Source organism: Bacillus sp. PS108 (assembly GCF_037963335.1).
GTDB lineage: Bacteria > Bacillota > Bacilli > Bacillales > Bacillaceae > Bacillus > Bacillus subtilis.
The window spans coordinates 1,806,371-1,822,905 of the sequence record NZ_CP150155.1 but is presented as its reverse complement, the minus strand read 5'-3'; the positions used below and the strand labels follow the sequence as shown (position 1 = coordinate 1,822,905).

Below are 16,535 nucleotides of genomic sequence, written 5' to 3'. Positions count from 1 at the left end.
CCTATAACAGTTGTTGAATCTTTGTGCTGTCACCCGGGTGATAGCTTCGCAGCTTTTGCATGGCGGAGCCGTGAGTTTCCGGGTACACTTCAATCGTTTCTTCTGTCTGTTCCGCTTCATCATTCGTTTCGTTTGCCATTTTCATCATTACTAGCTGCTTCAGCGGTCCCCCGAGCAGCAATTCCAAAGCTTCCATTGCTTCAGGGGCTTCAATTGAGCCTATGCCTGCCTGAGCCATTCTCTTTTGGTAATCCGGTGATGAAACAACACCAATGCTTCCCCAATAACTCCAATTCATCACGGCTACTGTACAAGGCCATACTTGAGACAGCCGCTGTGCAAAAGCATCCTTAAAACTGCAACCCGCAGCGTAATTGCTTTGTCCGGAAGCTCTTGCAAACGATTGTACGGAAGAGAAAAACAAAACAAAATCCAGTGGTTCATGCCGGAAAACTTGGGCCATTCGCACGCTTACATCAACCTTTGCAGCAAGAACGTTTCTGAAACATTCCTCACTCATATTCATCAGGCTTCGGTCTTGTAAGACAATCGCAGAATGGATGATGCCGTTGATTTCATGATGCGTTTGTTTCATTGTTTCATACGCGCGTTCTAATTCCTCGCGGTTAGCCGCATCTGCTTGAATGTAATACGGGGCTGGCCCTAGACGTGCAAGTCTGTCCAGCTTGCTTTGAATGGCTGCATCCTTTTTCCTTCTGCCAATCCAAACGATCTGCGCCTGATATGTTCTGATCATATATTCACTCCACGCCTCACCAATACCGCCAGCTCCGCCTATGACAACATAAACGCCTCCGTGCTTATACTTCGTGTGCACCGGTTGATTGTTGTGTACTGGAATTAGACGAAGCTTATGCCAAATCTTGTTTCGATAGGCCCACGTATTCCCTTCTTGATCGGCAGGCAAGGAAAGGAGTTGAGATAACGGCAGATCTTCGTATTTTTTAACATCGATCAGCTTTGTCTGCCAATTTGGATATTCTTTTGACATTGAACCGATCAGGCCGTGTACCCCGGCATCGATCGGGTCGACAATATCATGCTGATCAACATATTGTGTGTTCACCGTCACGACCGTCCAGCTTATCTCCTTCTGTCCATAGCCTAAAGAAAGCATTGCCTTAATGAGCCTATACATTTGAATGACGCCTTGATCTTGGGCTTCAATCATTTCATCGCCGACTTCGCACTCTGTCACACGAGAAGGAGACATCCACACGATGTGGTCAAACGATCCGAGTGCTTCAAGCTGGCCTGTAATTCTATGAATTGATGCGTTCGGCTCAATGTACAGCTCCTTGGCAAACGGAAACTCCCTTTGAACAGCTTTTCTGCTGTTGTCATCCCCTCCGAGGATGACAACACGCTCATCAGCAGGCGAAATGCTCCTTTTCTCCAGCTGCACTCGATCCCATATCGGCGCCATAAGAAGCGCTCCGTTAAGAGTTGCTTTGGAGTTTCCTAGTGATGTCGGCCCGTCTGGCGGTTGTATGCCTTCTTCCAGCAGCCTTGAGGTAATCCCCTTGATTCTTACACACACTCGGCCTTGTTCATCACACAAATCAATATCCAGTCTCTGTATTTTGTCCTCATTAGGACGAGATGTCACAGACACCCACATTTTATTTGTACACGGGCTAAATATTTCTAGCTCTTGCAGCGCAAAAGGCAGAGAAAGCTGCTCGTCACCGGAATTCAGCTTTAGCCCGATCGACGCTTGTAAAGCAGAGTCGGCCATACTTGGATGAAGAACGAATTCATTCAGTGTGTGAGTTACACCAGCAGGCAGAGAAAGCTCTGCCAAGGCTTGATTGCGGCCGATGTAAAGCCGATCTATCCCTTGAAAACCAGGTCCGTAGTCAATGCCGATCGCCTTATACAATTCATAACACTGGTCGTGTGAGAGTGTGCTTAAACTGCATTGGTCTTGAAGCGCGCTGATATCCTGGACTGGAATGTCTCCTGCCCCACGGATTGAAGCACTGCCTTGACAATGTATCTTTCGATCATTGTGTGCAGCCTCTGTATAGACGTTAAAAGCAATCTCGCCGTCCTGCTGGGGATTTAGACTGATATCCACTTGAACAGGCTGGCCATCCGCCACAATCGGCTGCACCCACACAACATTTTTGATGTGAATAACAGATTGTTGATCTTCGGTTCTTCTCACTGCTCTTGTAACGGCAGCATGAACCATCTCAAGATATGCCACGCCCGGCATAACCGGTTTTCCCTTCACCTTATGATCGGCGAAAAAGAACTCAGCACCTGTAAAGGCCGAGCTGAAACGCTGCTCTGACAAATCAGATGTGTTGACATGTATCAATGGATGCAAAGCTGCTGATTCGACTGTTTTTAAAGCTGTTTGATGGGCGGCTGCCTCCTCTTTCGTATCCGTTATCCAGTAGCGTTCTTTCGCAAATGGATAGGTAGGGAGGCTGATGCGTTTCGGCTGTTTGCCGTCATACAGTTTACTCCAGCCTATTTCCATGCCTTTTACCCATAAATCAAGCAGTCTTTCATATATGTGAGGCTCCCAGCTATTGTTGAGCGTTTTCTGTACTTCGTCATCTGATCTCAATGTTTGTGCGATACCTTTTTCTGCTCTGCCTCTGTACATGTACTTCGCATTGGTGCCTCCTTCTATAAAGAGGTTCAGTTTTTCCAGCAAGTCCCCAGTCGAGACAGCGATGATCCCTAATCTCTCCTCCATTGCATCACGCCCCTCTTGGAGTGTATAAGCAATATCAGTGAGGTCACGAGCAGTGATAGATCGCTTGCTGATAAAGTCTGCTAATTGCCGGGCTTGGTCTTTCAGACGATCTTCATCCTTTGCCGACAAAATAAAGATGCCCGGGTGCTGTGCTGTCACAGCTGGTGCTGTTGCAGGATGGGTTGTTTCTTTCGGAATATATTCCTCAATGACCACGTGGGCATTGACGCCGCCTATCCCGAACGAACTGATGCCTGCGCGGCGCGGCAGCTCTCGGCCGGCTTCATCCCGAAGCGCCTGCCACTCTCTCGATTCCTGCACAATATAAAACGGGCTGTCATCCAGTCTGATATATGGATTAACAGTTTCACTGTACAGACTTTTGACAAGCGTTTTATGCTTGAGCTGCAATAACACTTTAATGACACCCGCCACACCGGCCGCCAGCGATAAGTGACCGATGTTTGTTTTCGCTGATCCAAGTCCGCAATGGCTGCCATGAACAGCCGGGTCCCCCGTTTTTTCATACAGCTCTTTAAATGCCGCTTTTAAGCCGTTGATTTCTACTGGATCGCCCAGCTCGGTTCCAGTCCCATGCGCTTCAATATAAGTTACGGTTCTTGGATCAATTCCCGCTTTTTCATATGCTGTTTTTACGACATCCGCCTGAGCTTTCGGATTAGGAGTCGTTAGAGAATTTGCGCGGCCACCGTGGTTTACCGCACTTCCTTTAATGACACCGTAAATATGATCACCGTCTCGTTCAGCCGCTGTCAGCTTTTTTAGAAAGAGAATGCCGGCACCTTCACTGACTGCGAATCCATCGGCTTTGTCAGAAAATGTTTTGCATCTTCCTTCTTTGCTCAGCGCCCCGGCCTTATCATAGGCGATATGGCCTTGCGGAGTTACGACCGTGTTGACCCCTCCCGCAATCGCCATTTCACAGTTTCCATTTTCAATGGCGCAAACCGCATGATGAATGGCGACCAAAGAGCTTGAGCACGCAGTGTCGATCGGTTCACTCGGCCCATGAATGTTCAGGAAATAACTGACTCTATTCGGTCCTGCAGAAGGACTCATATTCGCAGCTGCTGAGCCTTCGATGTCTACATTTGACAGAAGTGAACTGTACCCTGTGTTTCCTGTCCCGATGAAGATGCCCGTTTTGGTTCCTGCCAGGCTTCTCGCTGAGTGTCCCGCTTCTTCTACCGCCTTCCACGCATAGGTCATTAACAGGCGCTGCTGAGGCTCCATCTGCTCAGCCTCCAGCGGAGATATGCCGAAGAACAATGGATCAAAGTCAGCTACTTCATCAATAAAACCGCCCCATTTGACGTTTGTTTTATTCGCTTCTTTCAGAGGGTCTCCGTAATACTCCTGCCAATCCCAGCGGTCTTTTGGAACCTCTGTAATACAATCTGCGCCCGATGACAGGTTCTTCCAATATTCCTCAACGTCTTTTGCCTTTGGGAAAACACCGCTCATCCCAACAATCGCAATAGGCTCAGGCTTGTGATCAGCTTCCTTTTGCATTGGTGTTACCGAAGGTTTTACAAAGCGGTTTTCAGTCGAAAACGTCATATTTTTTATATTCTGTTCGACAGGCTGCATCAGCACCTCAGCTTTGGCAGGCGTTTGAGCTGTAAAAGCATTTGGATATTCTTCTGACAGAAACCCTGCAAATGCATAAACAGTTGCGTGCTCAAAGAAGATCGTAGGCGTAAGATCCAGCTTGTACTTCTCATTCAGTGTATTTGCGAATTCAGTTAACGTAATCGAATCAAATCCATATTGATTAAACTCCATGTCCGGGTCAATCTCTTCAGGTTTGATTTTGAGCAATTGAGAGATTGTTTGCTTTAAAACTTCTTGAATGTGGTCGAACATATTTCCTTGATCCATTCTTGCTTCAGATGTCACCGGTACTTGCACTGTTTTCATTGATACATCATCAGAAGACGGCTTTTGAGTCAGCTTTTCCCTCATCATGTCTTTGATTCCTTCCATGACGATGACTTGATCTTTGCCAAATGCCAAAGCTTTATACAGCGCTTGAATGCCGGTCTCGGTCCGCATTGGAGTCACACCTGTGTTTTTCAACGTCATGTTTTCAATTTCTTTATTCGCGCGCATGCCGCCTTCTTTCCAGAGCGGCCAATTGATTGACAACGTTTGTCCGTGCCTGTACATGGCGGTTACAAGCGCATTTCGATAAGCAGCATAACTGTCCATAAATGCATTAGCCATTGCATAATCGGCCTGTCCCGCGCTGCCGGCAACACTTGATATTGAAGAAAAGAGGATAAAGAAATCTAACGCAAGATGCTCGGTTGCCTCATCCACATTCACAAGCCCTTTCACCTTAGGAGCGAGAACTTGTGTCAGCTCTTGATTGGTTTTGCTCATAAGATAGTTATCTTTAATCAGCCCTGCGCTGTGAATGACGCCATTCAAGTCTCCGTAATCAGACGTAATGCTTGTGATAAGCTCTAAGGCTGCTTCCGTTGGTGTTACGTCTACCTGCCTGTATTCTGCGCGAGCCCCTAATTGCTGAAGCTCGTTAAGCTCCGCCTGCTGCTCCGCATTCAACTCAGATCTGCCTGTCAGAATGAGAACAGGCTGTTCAGATTGACGAGCAATCTCTTTTGCAAAAATAAACCCAAGTCCTCCCGCGCCGCCCGTGATGAGGTATACGCCTTTATCTCTCCACGGCAGGCTTATTTCCCGATCATCTATTTTCATTTCATCCAGATCATTGATGTACCGTTTGCCTTTTTCATATTTGATGTGCTGATCTTCTGTGTGCCTTTTATTCTCTTTCAGTTTTTCTATTACACTTTCAATATTTTCATGTGAATCGATTTCAATCGTCTGGCCGATTAGTTTTTTATTCTCCAGGCCGGCGGTTTTAAGGAGCGCCGATAGCCCTGAGAATGAGTACTGCTTTCTTTGTGCAGAGGTAAGCAGCTGGATCAGAACATTGCCCTGAGGTCTGCTTTTGAGAAGACCCTGGACCGTCTCAAGCGCTTGTTCGGCATAATCTTGGAACCTCTCTGCAAGTCCTTCGCGGAATGACTCCAAAACGATGCATTCCGCTCCTGTCATTCTTGATTCAATGCGATCTTTTGAGAGGCCATTCATGTCGCAAAGCATGACAATGTGCCGTTCGTAATGAGGCTCAGGACTTTCTTTTTTAAAATCCTTGGGCACCCATTTTTCTTCAAACATCAGGGTTGCCAGCGTTTGATCAGATTCCGCCGATCCAGAGCCGCCTTCTGCTGCTCTGAAAGATAATCCTTTCATCCGTACACAAACATTGCCGCTCTCATCTAAAATATCAATATCGCGCTTTTGCACCTTATCAGTTGCCTTGCTGCCTTGGCTGTATCTTGCGTATACCCACATTTCTGACGAACATGCTCCGAAGACTTCAAGCTCCTGGACCGCAAAAGGCAGTGTCAGCTGGTTATCCCCGGCTCCTGTCAAAATGCTTGACGCCTGCAAAGCAGAATCCATCAGCCCAGGGTGCATTTTGTATTGGCTGAGCGTATCTGCAGCTGACGGATGCAATGACAATTTTGCCAAAACAAATTGTTCAGCTGTATAGATTTTTTTCACTCCGCGATAAGCAGGACCATATTCAAATCCAATCATTCGATAGGTGTCGTATACTTCGTTTACGCTGAAATGACTTTCCTGACACTGCTCCCGCAGAGATTGCAAATCAACCGCCGGCAAATTTTCAGCAGGATTCAATACCGCGCTGCCTTGACTGTAGACGATTGACTGTTCGCCAGTAACGTCTGAATGACCATAGATTTCATAAGAGATCTCACCATTTTCTCCCGGTAAAAGCCTAATGTGTACTTGCTGCGGCTGATCCTCTACAACAATAGGCCGCACCCACACCGCATTCTTTAGCTTCATGATGCGCGGTACACCTTGTACCTCTGCGGCCTGCTCAACAGCTGCCCGCGCCAATTCAAGATGAGCCACTCCCGGCAAAATCCGTTGGCCTTTCACAACATGATCAGCAAGGAAAAACTCTTCTCCCGTATAAATAGAGCTAAACCTTTGTTCCGAGAGATTGGATGTGTTTTGATGCATTAATGGATGCAGCACGGCTCCGCCAAGGCGGGAGGCTGCTTGATTTGCATCAATGCTGCCGCTTTTTTCAATATGATCAGAGATCCAATAACGGTCTTTTGCGAAAGGATACGTCGGCAAGCTGATGCGCTTTGGCAGATTCTCGCCATACAATTTCGTCCAGTCTACATCAAGCCCTTTTACCCATAATTCAAGCAATTTTGCATACTTTCCCCGTTCCATCCATTTCTCGACGGCTTCTTGAATCTCTTCGTCCTCTGTCAGCATTTGGAGTGTGCCTTTATCAATCCTGCCTTTAAATACATCCTCCACACCGCTTTTCTCCGCTGCAAAGTCTTTTAACTTTTTCTGTAAATCCTCAATGGAACCGGAAATAATCCCGAGACGTTCTTCCATCGCATCCCGTCCGGCTTGCAGTGTATAAGCGATTCGGGCGAGATTTACGTCACTATATGTTTGCTTATCAAGCGCATCTGCCAGCTGCTGTGCATGTTCTTTTAGCCGCGCTTCATTTTTAGCCGATAAAACGAAGATACCCGGATGTTCCGGCGCGATGGATGGTATATTCTCATCGGATGCTTCCGGAATATATTCCTCGATAATCACGTGGGCGTTTACTCCGCCGATTCCAAATGAACTGACACCTGCCCGTCGAGGAAGCTCTTCTCCCCGTTCATTTTTCAGCGCTTTCCATTCTTCCGTTTCCCGTACGATATAGAACGGACTGTTTTTCAGCTGAATGTATGGATTCACGTTTTCGCAATGCAGACTTTTCACTAAGGTTTTATGCTTAAGCTGCAATAATATTTTAATAACTCCTGCTGCACCGGCTGCCAGCGATAAGTGGCCAATGTTTGTCTTTACAGAACCTAAACCGCAGTAAGGATTGGCTGATGTGTCTCCCTCATTTACACCCAATGCTTTAAAAGCTGATTTCAAACCGTTAATTTCAACCGGGTCTCCAAGCTCCGTCCCGGTTCCGTGGGCTTCAATGTAGGTCACGGTTTTCGGATCGATTCCCGCTTTTTGATATGCCGACTGAATAACATCTGCCTGCGCCTTCGGATTGGGAGTCGTTAAAGAGGCTGCACGGCCGCCGTGATTGATTGCACTGCCTTTTATGACTCCGTAAATATGGTCTCCCGCTTCTTCAGCCGCTTTTAATTTTTTCAGGAACAGTATGCCGGCACCTTCCCCATGTGCAAAACCATCGGCTTGATTTGAAAACGTCTTGCATTTTCCTTCTTTGCTCAGTGCTCCCGCCTTATCAAAGCTGATATACACCTCAGGAAGGATAATCGTATTTACACCGCCGGCTAATGCCATGTCACAAGTGCCTTCCTCAATTGAAGAGATGGCATGGTGGATCGCCACTAGTGAACTAGAGCACGCTGTATCAATCGGTTCGCTCGGCCCGTGCAGATTAAGGAAATAACTGACACGGTTCGGACCGACCGATGGGCTCGTATTGGCTGCCGCTGATCCTTCTATTGACGAGTTCGCTTTAGATAGAAGAGAGCTGTATCCTGTATTTCCCGTTCCGATGAAGACGCCGGTTTTTGTGCCTGACAACCTTTTCGCCGAATATCCTGCATCTTCGATCGCTTTCCAGGCGTAAGTCAGCAGTAAGCGCTGCTGAGGTTCCATTTGTTCAGCTTCACGCGGGGAAATGCCAAAGAATAATGGATCAAAATCTGCAATACCGTCAATAAAACCGCCCCATTTCACGTTCGTTTTATTGACTTCCTTCGCCGGATCACCTTCATATTCACGCCAATCCCAGCGATCTTTCGGGATTTCCGTCATGCAGTCTTTGCCCTCTTTTAAGATGTTCCAGTACGCCTCAACATCTTTCGCCATAGGAAAAATCCCGCTTATGCCCACAATGGCAATTGGCTCAGGCGCAGCATCACTCTGTATGGCGTTTGGCAGCATGACTTGCTGCTTTCTGCGTCTTTTAGCTTTGGCACGCACGGCTTGTTCCTGTTTCGCAGCAGGCTGAATCTGAGCCGATACAGCGCGCACAGCAAATGTCTTCGCAAATACCGATTGATATTCTTCTGACAAATGCTTGCCAAACGCATGAATCGTCGGGTGGTCAAAAAATACGGTTGGCGTCAGCTCTAACTGATAGGCGCGATTGATATGGTTGGTGAATTCAGTCATGGAGATAGAATCAAAACCATACACCGTCATCTCGGCATGATCATCAATCGTTTCAAGCTTGACCTTTAACAGCTTGGCGATCTCTCGCTTTAACATCGCCTTTACTTTATCCAGCAAACTGTCTGTATCAATGCTATTTATTTGTTCAGTCATGTGTTCTGCTTCCTTCTTTTCCATAGGTGCTGAGGCGTTTTTGGCCAGCATGTTTTGTTTTATTTTCTGCACATCGCCTTCGATCACCATTACTTGGTTTGCCTCTGAATGAAGTGCTTGATATAATGCCTGAATTCCTTTTTCCGCCCTCATAGGAACAATACCGGCCAGTTGCACAAGCCTTTTCTCAGTTTCTTGATCGACCTGCATGCCTCCATCTCTCCATAAAGGCCAGTTTACAGAAAGCGTCTTCCCATGCCGCTGGCTGAGGTCGGCAAGCCGATTTCGATAGCCTGCATACATATCCATAAATACATTGGCTGCCGCATAGTCAGACTGACCAATGCTCCCTAAACTTCCTGAAAGAGATGAAAAGAGAATAAAGAAGTCTAAAGGCAAATCCTTACTCGCTTCGTCTAGATAAACAAGCCCTTTTACTTTAGGCGCCAGTACATCGTGCAGATCTTTTGCCTGTTTATTAACCAGGTAGCTGTCCTTGATGATTCCGGCACTATGAAGAATACCGTTCAGACGGCCATATCTTTTTTGAATGTCGTCAATGAGCTGATAGACTTCAATTTTATTGGTAACATCTGTTTGCCGGTAGGTGATGTCAGCCCCCTTGCTATGAAGCTCTTTCAGCTTTTTGCTTTTGCTTTCGCTAAGAGGTGAGCGGCCCGCCAGAATGACTGTCGCATTTTTCGTTTGTTCCGCAATTTCCTTTGCAAAAATATGACCTAGTCCGCCGGCACCTCCTGTAATGAGATAAACGCCATTGTCTTTCCACGGTTTGCTGCCGTCTCCTTTTGCCTGTTTGATTTCACGCCAATCAGCAATATACCGTGTCCCGTTTTGATATTTGACATATGAATCGCTGCTCATTTGATTTTCTAACAGTTTGCCAGCAATGCTTTCTCCACTTTCTTCACTGCTGACTTCAATCATTTGGCCGGTTAGTTTGGCATTTTCCTGACAAGCTGTTTTCAGCAGTCCTGTCAATCCTGAAAACAATTGCTGTTCTCCCTCTGCAGAGGTTACGATCTGAACGAGAATGCCGTCTTTCGGTTTCGTACGAATGATCTCTTGTACCTTTTTAAACACTTGTTCTGTATAAGAATGAAAACGCCCATCTACTGAAGAAGGCCTTGCTTCCAGGCTGTATACATGGACATCCTCGATAGCTGCTTCAATTTGTTTTCTCGTCTCATGATCATATTCACATAGGAATACGAGATGCTCTGCATATTTTTTTGCAGCTAAGCTGTCAGCAGCCTTTTGTTCTTGCCAAACGGGCTGAAGCAATAAAGTTTCAGCGTTGATTTTTGATGGTTCGGTTTGTATATCTGCCTCCATCACTCTCGTCGAAAATCCTTTCAGCCGCACGCAGATCATGCCATGCTCATCACATAGGTGAATATCGACTTTCTGTATCAAATCTCCTGGTTTGTTTTTCGAGTTGAATTGAACATAAACCCACATGTCAGAAACGCACTGACGAAAGACCTCAAGTTCCTCCAGGGCAAATGGCAGTGCTGCCTTAAAGTCTTCAGTGTCTGAAAGTTCCGCTCTGACGACATTTTGCAAATATTCAGCCGCCTGTAACGCCCCGTCCATTACACTTGGATGAAGAACATAATCGCCCAACGTATGTGCAACAGATTCTGGCAGTGATAATTTGGCAAGCAGCTGGCCGTCGCCTTTATATACGGCCTCTACACTCTTGTAACCTGGACCGTAATCGGCGCCGATCATCCCTTCATAAAACGAGGCAGCATCCATTCTGCTTTGATCACATTGTTTCTTGATCTTAGAAAGATCCAGTGCTTTTTCTCGCTTTAACTGAATCAATTCCGCTTTACCTTGGTTATATACAACTGGTTCTGCATCAGCGGATTCCGGATCACCATACATCCGATAAGCAATATGTTCGCCATCTTCATCGTAAAGTCCGATATTTACCTGAACCGGCTCACTTCCTGCTACAACCGGGCGAACCCACACGACATTTTTCAGCCTGATTCCAGTTTCATGATCCTCCAATCCGCCAATTCCTTGTTCTATAGCGGCTCTTGCCATTTCAAGCGTGACCGCCGCCGGCAAAATCGCCATGCCTTTAATGATATGCTCGGCAATAAAATACTCTTGTCCTGTGAAAATGGAGCTGAAACGCTGCTCTGACAGAACCGATGTATTATGGTGCACCAAAGGATGCAAGCGAGATGGTTCAATTGTTGTGATAGCGCCGGTGCTGCTTTCAGGCCAGTATCGTTCTTCGGCAAAAGGGTATGTCGGCAAGCTGATGCGGCGTGGCTTTGTATTTGGATAGAGCCTGCGCCATTCAACATGAAAACCATTTGCCCACATCTCGGCAAGCTTTCTCAATTCTTCTTTTGATATTCGTGATGAAGCCATATCATCTGCTTCAGCATTTCCAAGCAGCTGTTCAGCGGATGTCATTCTCGTTTTTTCTCCTTGAATACAGTCTTCTATGAGCGGCTTTCCAGTCACAAAAGCTTTCAGCTGATGTTTCCATTCTTCCAGATCGTTCACTATAAAAACGATCCTGTTATCCATTGCTTCACGGCCGACTTGGAAGGTATATGCAATATCTCTTAAAGAGAAATACCTTTGCTCGTCTTGCCTGATATAGGACAGCATTTCCTTCGCGTATACTTGGAGCCGTTCACTATTTTTAGCTGATATAGGAATGATGTAAGGCTGATTGCCTTCGTTTTCGGTACCTGCATCAGAAGTGTTTTCATATTGCTCAAATATTGCATGGGCGTTAGTTCCGCCAAGGCCGAATGAGCTCAGAGCCGCCCGATGGACACCTGCGTGTTTCTCTAACGATTTTCGTTCACGGACAACATAAAAAGGAGAGCTTTCAAACTTTATATCCGGATTCGGCTCCGTACAATTGATGGTCGGTGCAAGTTCATTATGGTATAAACTCATCGCAACTTTAATGCATCCGGCTAACCCCGCAGCTGTATCCAAATGGCCGATATTCGTTTTCACTGAACCGATTCCGCAAAATTGTGTTTTGTCGGTGTATTGCTTGTACACTTTATTTAGTGCAGACATTTCAATAGGATCGCCTAATTTCGTTCCCGTCCCGTGCGCTTCAATATAACTGACCGTTTCAGGATGGATCTTGGTTGTATCCAATACATGCTGTATTACTTCTGTTTGGCCTTTTACACTAGGCGCATAGAAGCCTGCCTTCTCTGCCCCATCATTATTGATGCCTATTCCGCGCATAATGGCATAAATATGGTCTCCGTCTTTTACGGCATCCACAGCTTTTTTCAGCAGGATGACTGCTACGCCTTCACCTCCGGCCATTCCGTCCGCCGAAGCATCGAACGCCTTCACATGCCCGTCGCTTGAAAAATTCAACCCGTTTTGGTGCACGTAGCCGATCGCTGATTGTGCGTGCAATGTTGCGCCCCCGACAAGCGCATATTGTGATTCGCCCGATGTCAGGCTTTTGTATGCTTGATATAAACCGACTAGTGATGAAGAACAGTTAGAATGAACAAAATAGCTTGGCCCTTTTAATCCGAGCTTATGTGAGATCATTGTGGGAATGGTTCCGCTCTGGGCTAAAACCCATGAGACATAGCCATCCGGCGATCCATGTCCTTCTGTTGTCTCCTTCGGCAATAACGTTCTATATGAATTGCTGCTTGCAGACATATATACGCTTGTTGCCGGAATCTCCTTAGCCACATATCCTGCATCTTCAATCGCTTTCCAGGAGTGCAGCAATAAGAGGCGGAGCTGAGGGTCCATATACTCAGCATCTTTTGGCGAGATTTGAAAGAAACCGGGATCGAATAAGTCTTTCCCTTCGATCACAGATTGCACCGGCACATAGTCAGGATGCTGTATCAATTCTTCGGGAACTCCATTTGCGCGAAGCTCTTCTTCAGAAAAGAATCGTATGCTTTCTTTGCCTTCTTTGATGTGGTTCCAGAAGTCATGATGATTTTTCGCACCCGGGAACTGGCAAGATATCCCCACAATCGCAACACTGTCGTCAAAATAAGGGGGAATCTTCTGTTTCGGGTATTTTCCATCTTTTTTGTCATCATGATCATCTTCATTTTGTGTCCCGGCTAGATCTGAGTTTTTCATCTCCAAAATGTATTCACTGATTGCACGGATCGTGGAATACTCAAACAGCTCAGTAACATGAAACTCACAATCGAATTCTTTTTTGATTCGTTCAGCCACAGCTACAGCCAGAAGCGAATCGCCGCCCGCATCGAAAAATCCGTCTTCCGGCCCAAATCCGCTGACCTTGAGCGTTTCCTCCCAAATACGCAGCACCTGATCCTCTATTTCCGTTAATTGCAAGTGATTTGGTTTCCTTCTGTTGAACACGATCTCGCGTTTTTCTAATTCTTTACGGTTCACTTTTCCGCTGGGCGATAATGGAAGCTCATCTAAGCGGATAAAGTGTGAAGGTATCATATATTCAGGCAGACTCGATTTTAGATGAAGGCGCAAATCTTTTGGATTGGCAGAGGCATGTCCGCTTTCCTCTGTATAATAAGCAGCGAGCTGTTGATGGCCCTCCAGCTGCTTCACCACTACCGCCTGATCTAAAATGCCCGGAAATTCACTCAGCTTTGTTTCTATTGCGCCCAGCTCGACGCGAAAACCGCGTATTTTGACTTGGCTGTCAATCCGTCCCAAGTATTCTATGTTGCCGTCAGGAAGCCACCTTGCTGAATCACCCGATTTATATAGCTTCGTCCCTGGTTCAAAGGGATTATCAATAAATTTTTCAGCCGTAAGCCCCGGCTTTTTAAAATAGCCTCTTGCCAAACCGGCTCCAGCGATGCAAAGCTCACCAGGCTTTCCGATCGGGACAGGCTTCAAATGCTGGTCCACAATATAAATTTTCGTGTTGGAAACAGGCTTTCCAATCGGTGTATGGTGACTTGCGATATCTCCTTTTCCGCATCCGAAATACGCAGCGTAAATGGAGGCTTCCGTCGGTCCGTATATATTTTCAACACGGCAGTTTGTAAAGAGCGATACCGCCTTTTTCACTAATTCTTTAGGGAAGGCTTCACCTGCAACCATCATATACTTCAGCGGACCGTCCTCTGTGAATCGCTTGTTGTCTTTCGCCATTTCTAAAAAAAGATGCAGCATGGCCGGCACAAAATTAATGTGAGTCACTTTATATGTTTCAATATAATCCATGCAAAGCTGCGGTGATTTCTCCCCATTAGGCGGAAGAATCACAAGACGGCCGTCTCCAATAAACCATCCGAATAATTCTGAGATCGATACATCAAACACATAGTTCGTCTTCAATAAATATGCATCCTCAGCCGTTACAGGATAGTGAGATTCAAGAAAATTCAGGGTATTCATAATGCTCCGATGCTCTACCATAACCCCTTTAGGCTCTCCAGTGCTTCCCGATGTATAAATAATATAAGCGAGGTGTTCCGGTTTTACTTCCCGCTTTAAACCGCTGCTTTGCTGGTCTGTATAATCGTTTCGGCAAGCTAACTCGATATTGATCGCTTTTACATGGCTGCCAGTTAATCCGCTGATCCTATCATGAACGTTAGGTTGGGTGAGGACAATGGATGCCTGACTGTCTTTGAGCATGTACTCTAATCGTTCTTGCGGAAAACTTGGATCTAACGGCACATACGCTCCGCCAGCTTTCAGTATTCCTAAAATTCCGATGATCATATCAAACGAACGCTCTGCACAAATGCCAACGGGCTGTTCAGGTCCAACACCCTGATGTTGAAGGTAGACTGCAACAGATGTGCTTTTTTCATCTACTTCTTTATATGTAAGTGATCTGTCTTCAAACATCACAGCAACCGCATCGGGGGTTTGTTTCGCTTTTTCCTCAAACACCTCATGTATACACTTGTCATTTGCGATGTTTGTCCCTGTCGCATTCCATTGTTCCAGCAAACTAGTTTGTTCTTGATTTAATTGCAAAGAGTAGGCTTCAAGCGGCAAAGACGGGTCCTCCATCATGTGCTGCGCGAGCTTCATATAGTTCTCCATCATGCTTTCAATGGAGGACAGTTCGTACAAATCAGGGTTGTACAGAAGATGAAGCACTGTTTCATTTTCTTGCTCATATATTTCGAGCGCCAGCTCAAATTCACCCTCTTGCCGAATGTCTTCAATATATTCGATGCCAAGCGTTTGATACGGTTCAAGCACTTTTTGCAAGCCTGTTGCCTGAAAAAAGTTTTGGTACAGAAAAGCTGTTTGAAAAACCGGAGAATCCGCGGCCGAGCGGTCTACATTCAGCTCTCTTACCAATGCAGGGAACGGAAACGCCGCATGATCCAGGCCGTCAGCCACTGTCAGCTGCAGTTCCCGAATAAATGCTGTTAATGGCTGAGATCCGATATTCTTGCTCCGAACAGCCATCATATTGATAAAATAACCGATTAGGGTTTCAAATCTATCTTCTTGCCGACCCATTGTCGGAACGCCAACAATGATATCCTTTTGTTTTGTATAATGATGCAGCAGTACTTTGTAAATGGAGAGAAACACAACCGATTCATTCACATGATTGGTGCGGGCAAACGATTTAATTTGATTTCTCAGGTGATGGGGGAGCAAGCTTTTATAAGCTTGCCCCTTAAATTTTCGTGCTGAAGACCGCGGACGGTCAGCAGGCAAATCAAGAACTGGCAGACTCCCAGACAACTGTTCTTTCCAGTAAGCGAGATGCTCTTCCCCTTCTCTGCCAGTCAGCATTCGATTTTCCCAATCGACAAAATCGTAATAATCAGCTGTTAATGGCTGCTGCAAGGGCTCAATCCCATTCAGCAATTGTTGATACGCTTCGAATAGCGCCGATATCAATGTCAGCATCGACACACCATCAAATATGATATGGTGAATTGTTATAAGAACAATGCATTCTTCTAACCGATGAAAAAGGTGTGTGCTCCATAACGGACCAGCTTCCAACTGGAAAGGTTCTTTTGCTTTTTCTTTTAGAAAAGGCAAAATATCTGCTGATTTCATTGCTGATATATCCTCTTCCACAAAATAAAGATCCTTTGATAACTGAACCGATTGAAATGGAATGCCATTTTCTTCTTGAATCACACTGGCTAAGACCGGATATTGTCTCTGTACAAACAGAAGGGCTTTCTTGAACGTCTCTGCATGTATTGGTTTGCTGAAGCGAAAACATAAAGGAATGTTATATGCACTCATCCCAGGAGACATTTTTTGAAGCATCCACAGCCCTTTTTGCCCTTCTGAAAGCGGGCTTTTCAACTGCCGCTTCATGCCTTTAAGATGTTCTTCCACCTCAGAAATGGTTAATTCTCCTGATCTGAAGGCATCGAGAATTTCT

The 16,535-nt window shown here is 46.0% G+C and carries 1 protein-coding gene; it reads right to left on the bottom strand.

What is annotated here, in order from left to right; translation table 11 throughout:
* Window position 1 precedes the first annotated feature (1 nt).
* Window positions 2-16,468, bottom strand: coding sequence for a non-ribosomal peptide synthetase (locus NSQ16_RS09200; RefSeq protein WP_230488583.1), 16,467 nt, complete (start codon window positions 16,466-16,468; stop codon window positions 2-4).
* Window positions 16,469-16,535: the final 67 nt, after the last annotated feature.

Excerpts from the sequence above, each read along its gene's own strand:
- NSQ16_RS09200 (WP_230488583.1), bottom strand. The coding sequence starts at position 16,468 with ATGAAGCGGCAGTTGAAAAGCCCGCTTTCAGAAGGGCAAAAAGGGCTG.